Source organism: Streptococcus danieliae (assembly GCF_025447695.1).
In the GTDB taxonomy this organism is placed as follows: domain Bacteria; phylum Bacillota; class Bacilli; order Lactobacillales; family Streptococcaceae; genus Streptococcus; species Streptococcus danieliae.
This window is the reverse complement of record NZ_JAOBSU010000089.1, coordinates 1-7046: the sequence shown is the minus strand read 5'-3', so window position 1 is coordinate 7046 and position 7046 is coordinate 1. Positions and strand designations below refer to the sequence as shown.

Sequence of the window (7046 nt, the reverse complement as noted above, 5' to 3'; positions counted from 1 at the left end):
AAAATCAAAAACTTCTAGAAACCTTGATCTATCAGGGATTCTGGAAGTTTTTTTAGTTATCTATGAATAATTTGGGTTAAAACAAGCGTACTCATTTCATTTTCTTTTCTAACTTGATTCTGTAGCTGTAAAATGGAAAGAATGGTAAAAAATAATAAGGCCAACAAGGCAACCAGTAGCTCTACTTCCAGAAACAGACTAGCTACAAATCCCAATAAAAAGACGGCTATTTGAACGAAAAGATAGTTGCGATGAATTTCTAAGAAGCCTAGACCTGAAATTCGTTTAATAAAAATTCTCCGTCTAAATTCTTCGAAATAAAGCCTATTCATGCTACTAAACAGTAAGATAGATGTGGCTACTCCAAATACAACTCCTATGAACATAATCCAACGTTCCCGCTGAACATTCTCTAACAACTGAATATAGATTTGAGAAGCGGGTTGTAATTCCCCAACCCAGTTTTTGATTCCTTGCTTCTCAAGTAACTCTTGAATATCTGATAACTGATTAAAAAATACATAATTCTGTATAGCATCCGACCAAAACAGGACTGATTGCTCTCCTGTCGATTCTGGTGTCACTACAACAATAATTGGATCTTTTAGAAACTGCTGGTAGGAAATCGGGGTGCTATTGTAAACAAATCGGTCCTTACCCGATTCTAAATAACCCACTGTCGCTTCCATCTCTTGACGGCTATCTTTACTGGCCATACGATTTGTCACATCTTCCTCAAAAACAAATTTATAGTGTTCCTCTTCCGAGCGAAGGAAGTCAGGTAACAATAAGACAAACTCCCCTGTATCTAAATGCTGTAGTTTCTCATCAATCGCTACATCTACAGAAATATTTTGATGTTTCAAATATTGTGGTGTGACAAAAAGGACATTACCAGAAGGACCATAATCCTGCCAGTCTGTAGATAGGGATAAATTTTTAGAGGAATTGATTCCATTTTGCATCACACGATCAACCAATTGGTGTCTCGCTAACAAAGCTTTCTGCTCTGATACAGCCTGAGATACTAACTGATACCAAATCTCCTGTTTCCTTTGCATATCCTCATTATTCCCCCCCACATCTATACCCTCACGGCTAATAGAGAGGGAAATAAGGTCCTTCTCCTGAATCCATGCCTCCTGCCCTTGTTTTTGTTGTTCCCAGGCTTTTGAATAATTCAAACCACTTCCCATTCCCACCGAAATGATTATAATAGCTAATAACTGTCCCATTAAAATAAGACTAATAACACCTCTAACAGGAATTTCCCCCTTAATCATTTGCATCAAATGGACCTTCTTAACACCAACTGCAAATAACTGAGCAAAGAACAGATCAATCAATAGTAAAAGTAGATTATAAACGATTAACCCCACCACAATTGTCATAAGGGATATAGACGGAAGCGAGAACACAAATTTCAAAATAAAAGTAAGGATTCCTCCAACAGCTAAACCGACTCCTATCGATTTTAAATCTTGCACAAGCGGTCTAAGAAAAATGGACCACCGTCGCTCTCCTGAAATAAGCCGAATACCTGAAGTCTTCAAATAACCAATCTGGCTGATAAGAGTCAATGAAGCAAATGTTAATAAGAAAATTAGTAATCCAATTAATTGAAAACCATTGCTGACCGCTAAAACTAGTGTAGAAAATTGAGACGGGCTTGATAGATACATATTGGTTAATCCAAACTGACTTAACTCCTTCTTCAATCTTTGAAGATCTAAGTCACCTTCAAAGATAAAGTAATTCGTCTCAAGACTAAGATTTTCACCCTCTTTATAAGTCTTTTCCAAAAGTTCACTTGGCAGCTCTCCCCTTCCAAAAGTCATATAGGAGAAAACCGGTTTCCCTTCTGAATTCGGATCTTGAGATTGAATTGCAATCAGACTATCGGTTTGATACGCCAGCCTATCCAAAGCTTCTGCTACTTGTTGAAAATTAGTCTCAGGACTAGAGTCAAATACAGCAATATTTGGATAACAATAGGATATATATGTATCGCTCCAAATTGTCAAAACCCAAACAAAGAATAAACTAAGCAATACATTCGATATAACAATGAAAACTTTCTTCATCATCTGCCTCCTAATTCCAAAATAGGGGGCAGAAATAATTCCGCCTCCAAAAATGAACTAATTCATTATAGCAATCAGAAATGTTTTACGGCAATCTCTACCAACCTGCATCAAAGACAACATACTCTCCAACATTTGTATTGATGAATGCATACGAAGTTGCATGAGCTCCCGCATAAGCAGTTCTCTGATTATTCCGAGCTGTACTGCCTACATAAGACCAATGATGCTGGCCTCCATGATAATAATTTGAGAAAGCTCCCCAATTATTTGGATTATGGTGTGCTCCATAAGTCCACTCCCCTCCACGATGAGAGACAGCCGAAACAGGGAGAACGAAGGCTACAGATAAAAATGCAATAACCATTATGACCAGTTTCTTAGTTTTCAGCATAAGACTACTCCTTTATAAAAAGATATAAACTATCAAAGTAACTCCACCTTTGGGTATATCAATCTGAACACAAATAGCTTTTCCTCCCTTCCACAGATAGAGACCCACTTTTTATAAGCTCTTCATAAATTATCCCGAACAATACCTATTACTTTCCATCATCAAATTTTTTCAAGGAATCCTTAGGATTACAATCAGCAGTCAGTTTCTACTCAAAACTTATGTATAAAATAGGAAAGGGAAGACTTTTATCCCAAACTCGTATTGTATACACTGAGTTTTTTCGTCCTATAAGCTTTGATTTGATAACGCTTTCTTTTCTTACTCTAACTATACCATGGTTTCTTTTTTTTCAAATAAAACATGCTACAATGTTCAGAAAAACGGCAACCCCCTTCTCATCAACCATCTACGAGAAGGGGGTTACGTCTTCTTAATTTTCGGTTGACTAACTGCTTTATTCCATATCCTTAAGACGGACGGAAACCAGGCTGGAGACTCCTGATTCCTGCATGGTCACGCCATACATGCTATCTGCGGCGGCCATGGTTCCTTTGCGGTGGGTTACGACGATAAATTGGGAGCGTTGGTCAAAGCGTTTGAGGTAATCACCAAAGCGTTTGACATTGGCTTCATCCAGGGCTGCCTCAACCTCATCCAAAATCACAAAGGGAATGGTCTTGACGCGAATAATGGCAAATAGTAGAGCCAAGGCTGACAAAGCCTTTTCGCCACCACTCATCAGATTCAAAGATTGGATTTTTTTACCGGGTGGTTGAACAGAAATCTCTACACCCGCGACGAGGAGATCAGGATCAGTTAAGAAGAGGTCGGCTTGACCGCCTCCGAACATTTGACTGAAGGTTTCCTTGAAGCTCTGGCGAATAGCTTCAAAGGTTGTTTGGAAGCGTTCGCGAACTTCTTGGTTCATCTCATCCATGGTGTCCATCAATAGACTCTTAGCATCCAGGATATCCTGGCGTTGACCCATTAAGAAGTCATGCCGGCTCTGTACTTCTTCATATTGTTCTAAAGCTGCCAGATTGACAGGGCCGAGGGCCTTGATGGCCTGCTCCAGGTCTTTGACTTCGGCGCGTGCTTGGTCCAGGTCTTGAACGGGCTGGGCCTGCTCACGCGCTGCTTCAACTGTTAATTGATAATCATCGGTTAGGCGTTGCAAGTCCCGGCGCAAGGCTGTTTCTAGGTTGGAGCGTTGCGAATCCAGTTGGGCTTCTTCACGGATTAATCCTTCATTTTCAGAGCGAGCTTGGTCTAGTTGGTCATTGAGTTCTTCAACCTGGGCTTCTAGGTCTTCCTTTTCAAAGCGTAGGCGGATCAAGCTCTGTTGGTTGGACTCCTTTTGCGTCTGGGTTTCCTGAAGAGCTTTTTCCAAAGTATCGGCCTGACCTTGCAATTCTTCCAGAGATGCCAATTGCTGGAGGCGACTCTTTAGGTTTTCTTGCTCCTGGTTGATACTGGTCAACTGAGCTGTTTTGGCTTCCTGCTGACTTTGCAAGAGGGTGAGTTGTCCTTTTTTGCTGGTTTGCTCGACCAGAAGGAGTTGGAGTTGCTCTTCCAATTCCTTGACCTGGTCGCGGTGGGCATCCTTGTTTTCACGCAGTGCCTCTAGGTCTTGTTCCAACTTGATTTTGTCTTGTCCCAGTTTCTGGAGATCTTCTTTCAAGCTGGTCACCTGTTCTTGTAATTGCGGTGTTTGCTCGAGGCCTTCTTTTTGGACTTGTTTGTCTAAGAGGGTCTGGAGGCGGTCAGTATCACTTTGGGCTTGTTCCCAATTGAGGCGGATGGCTTGTTCCTTGTGGCGAATAGCTTCGCCCTTTATTTTCAGCTGATCCAGCTCTTCTTGGTCTGCATCTACCTCTTTTTTAATTGCGGCCAAGGCTGCTTCCTGCTGACCCAGTTGCACCTGGGCTGCCTGGAGTTGCACTTGAACCTGCTCCAACTCAGGCTTGAGCAAAAGGCTCTGATTATTGCGCTGGCTCCCGCCGGCATAGGCACCACCGGCCCGAATTTCAGTCCCGTCTAGGGTAATCAAACGCAGGCGATAGTTGAGCTGCCGAGCGGCTTGCCGGGCCTGGTCAATGGTTTCAAAAATCGCAATGGTTCCCAAGAGGTTCCCATAGATGCCGGCCAGTTCTGGATCGTAGGCGATAACATCAACAGCCATTCCCAAAAAGCCTGGAGCTTGCGCCAGAGTAGCTGCCTGTTGCTCCGAAATCGTCCGAGCCTGAATCCGTGTCAGAGGAAGGAAGGTAGCCCGACCCGCCCGCTGTTTTTGGAGATAGGCAATGGCTTGGGTGGCCGCCTCTTCGTCTGCCACAATCAAATGTTGACTGCTAGCGCCCAGGGCTACATCCAAGGCCTGCTGGAAACGAAGGTCAAAGCTGAGATGCTCACTCACCACTCCCCGGATTCCCGGCAGACGATCTTGAGCCATCAAGACGCTGCGCACACCCGCATAGAGATTGGAGTGGTTGGCTAGAATATTTTCCAGACTTTCCCTACGTGCATCTAGCTTACGAACTGTCTCCAGCTGACTGAAATAGGCTTCTTGGTGCTGCTGATAAGACTGACGCTGCTGCAGAAGTTTTTGATCCCGCGCTTGATAGTCCGCTAGGGCAGCAGCCAGCTCCTTTTCAACAGCTTCTAAGTCCCCACTTAAACGGGCCAGCTGTTCCCGGGCCGCTTTTTGTTGCTGGCTCAATTCTTGCCGTTCTTGACTTTTCTGAGAATCCCGCAAGACCTGGGCCTCTAACTGGGTTTCCAAAGCGGTCACCTGGTTACTCAAGTCCGCCTCCCGGCGCAAGAGTTCCAAGTAATCTTCCCGTAATTTCTCCAAATGACTCTCGGGATCCTCGGACTGACTCAGCCGTTGGCGGAGCTCCTGCTCTTCAGTCTGCAAGGCTGATAGGCTTTGCCTCTCTGAGGCCAACTCCTCATCCAACTGCTCCAGAGCTGCCCTCAGCTCGGCCTCTTCTTGTCCCAAAAACTCCAGACGCTTACGCCCCTCGGTCTCCACTTGACCCGATTGCTGACTTTCTTGCTGCAACAAGGCTTGCTTGGTTTGATAATCCGCCACTAAGGACGTCAAGGCCAATAAATCTTCCTGCTTCTTGGTCATCTCCGCTTCAACTGCCTGACTCTTGGTCCGGCAAGTCTGTAAGTCCTCCTCCAGGGCCCGACGGCGCTCTTTAAAGGAACTCAACCGGTCCTCAACCTGACTTAGAGCGGCAACCACTTGATCCAGCTCCAACCTTCCTTGATCCAATTGCGCAAGGATTAAATCTAAAGTAGCTTGAGAACGCCGACTATCTAAGGTTTGAAAACGGCAGGCCACCTCCGCCTGTTCTTTGAGGGGAGGGAGCTGCAAATCCAGCTCATACAGAATATCTTCCAGACGATCTAGGTTTTCCTGGGTTTGTTTGAGCTTGGATTCAGTCTCCTTCCGCCGGGTCTTGTACTTCAAGACACCTGCAGCCTCTTCAAAAATCGCCCGACGCTCCTCTGGCTTACTGGTAAAAATTTCCTCGACCTTGCCCTGGGAGATTATCGAAAAGGAATCCCGCCCCAAACCAGTATCCATAAACAACTCATGGATATCCTTGAGCCGAACCTTGCGGCCATCGATCCGATACTCACTATCCCCATTGCGAAAAATCTGCCGTTCAATCTGAACCTGCTCCCCTTGACCGGTCAAGTACTGGTCCTGGTTGTCCAAGGTCACCCGCACACGGGCATAGTTGAGAGGAGACCGGGACTCTGTTCCCGCGAAAATGACATCCGGCATCTTGCCCCCACGCAGACTTTTGACACTGGATTCCCCCAAGGCCCACCGAAGACTCTCTGTAATATTACTTTTCCCTGAGCCGTTGGGACCGACAATCGCGGTTACGCCTTCATCAAAGGTTACCGTGGTCTTGTCCGCAAAGGATTTAAAGCCCTGGATTTCAATTTCCTTTAAGTACATCTGCTTCCCTCTCAGCGATGGCCTTCTTGGCCGCCTCTTGTTCCGCTATTTTTTTCGAGCGTCCCGTCCCCTGGGTTAGCTTTTGGTCATTTAAGAAAACACCCACCAAAAATTCCTTGGCATGGGCTGGTCCAGACTCCTGCAATACCTGGTAGCGGATTTGGACATCGCCACCAGCCTGCAGAATCTCCTGCAATTGTGTTTTGTAGTCCACCACACGCTCAAACTGACCTGTTTCAATTTTGGGAATAATGTGGATAGTGATAAAGGATCGGACAGCATCAACACCCTGATCCAAAAGCAGGGCCCCTAGAAAGGCTTCGAACAGATCCCCCAGGATGGTCTCGCGGTTACGTCCGCCATTTTTTTCTTCCCCCTTCCCCAGGCGGATGTATTGGTCAAATTTACAGTCCCGGGAAAAACCGGCAAGACTTTCCTCCCGCACCATCATCGACCGTAATTTGGACAATTCTCCTTCAGGTTTTTCCGGAAAATGGCCATATAAATATTCCGAAATCAAGAGCTGTAGAACAGCGTCTCCTAAAAATTCCAAACGTTCATTATGTGAAATGTTTAAGAGACG

The 7046-nt window shown here is 45.2% G+C and carries 4 protein-coding genes; all 4 read right to left on the bottom strand.

Annotation, left to right across the window (positions count from 1 at the left end; genetic code table 11):
• Positions 1 to 56: 56 nt before the first annotated feature.
• Positions 57 to 2084, bottom strand: coding sequence for a DUF1430 domain-containing protein (locus tag N4310_RS06775; RefSeq protein ID WP_262092581.1), 2028 nt, complete (start codon positions 2082 to 2084; stop codon positions 57 to 59).
• Between the two features lie 97 nt (positions 2085 to 2181).
• Positions 2182 to 2478: a lactococcin 972 family bacteriocin gene (locus N4310_RS06770; RefSeq protein ID WP_160333475.1), complete on the bottom strand. Its 297-nt coding sequence runs from the start codon at positions 2476 to 2478 to the stop codon at positions 2182 to 2184.
• Positions 2479 to 2935: 457 nt separating this feature from the next.
• Positions 2936 to 6463 (bottom strand): chromosome segregation protein SMC, encoded by a 3528-nt coding sequence (gene smc, locus N4310_RS06765; protein ID WP_262092580.1) that lies wholly within the window; start codon positions 6461 to 6463, stop codon positions 2936 to 2938.
• Positions 6444 to 7046 (bottom strand): ribonuclease III (gene rnc, locus N4310_RS06760; RefSeq protein WP_262092579.1); only part of this gene is annotated, 603 nt, incomplete at its 5' end. The genes smc and rnc, both read right to left, overlap by 20 nt.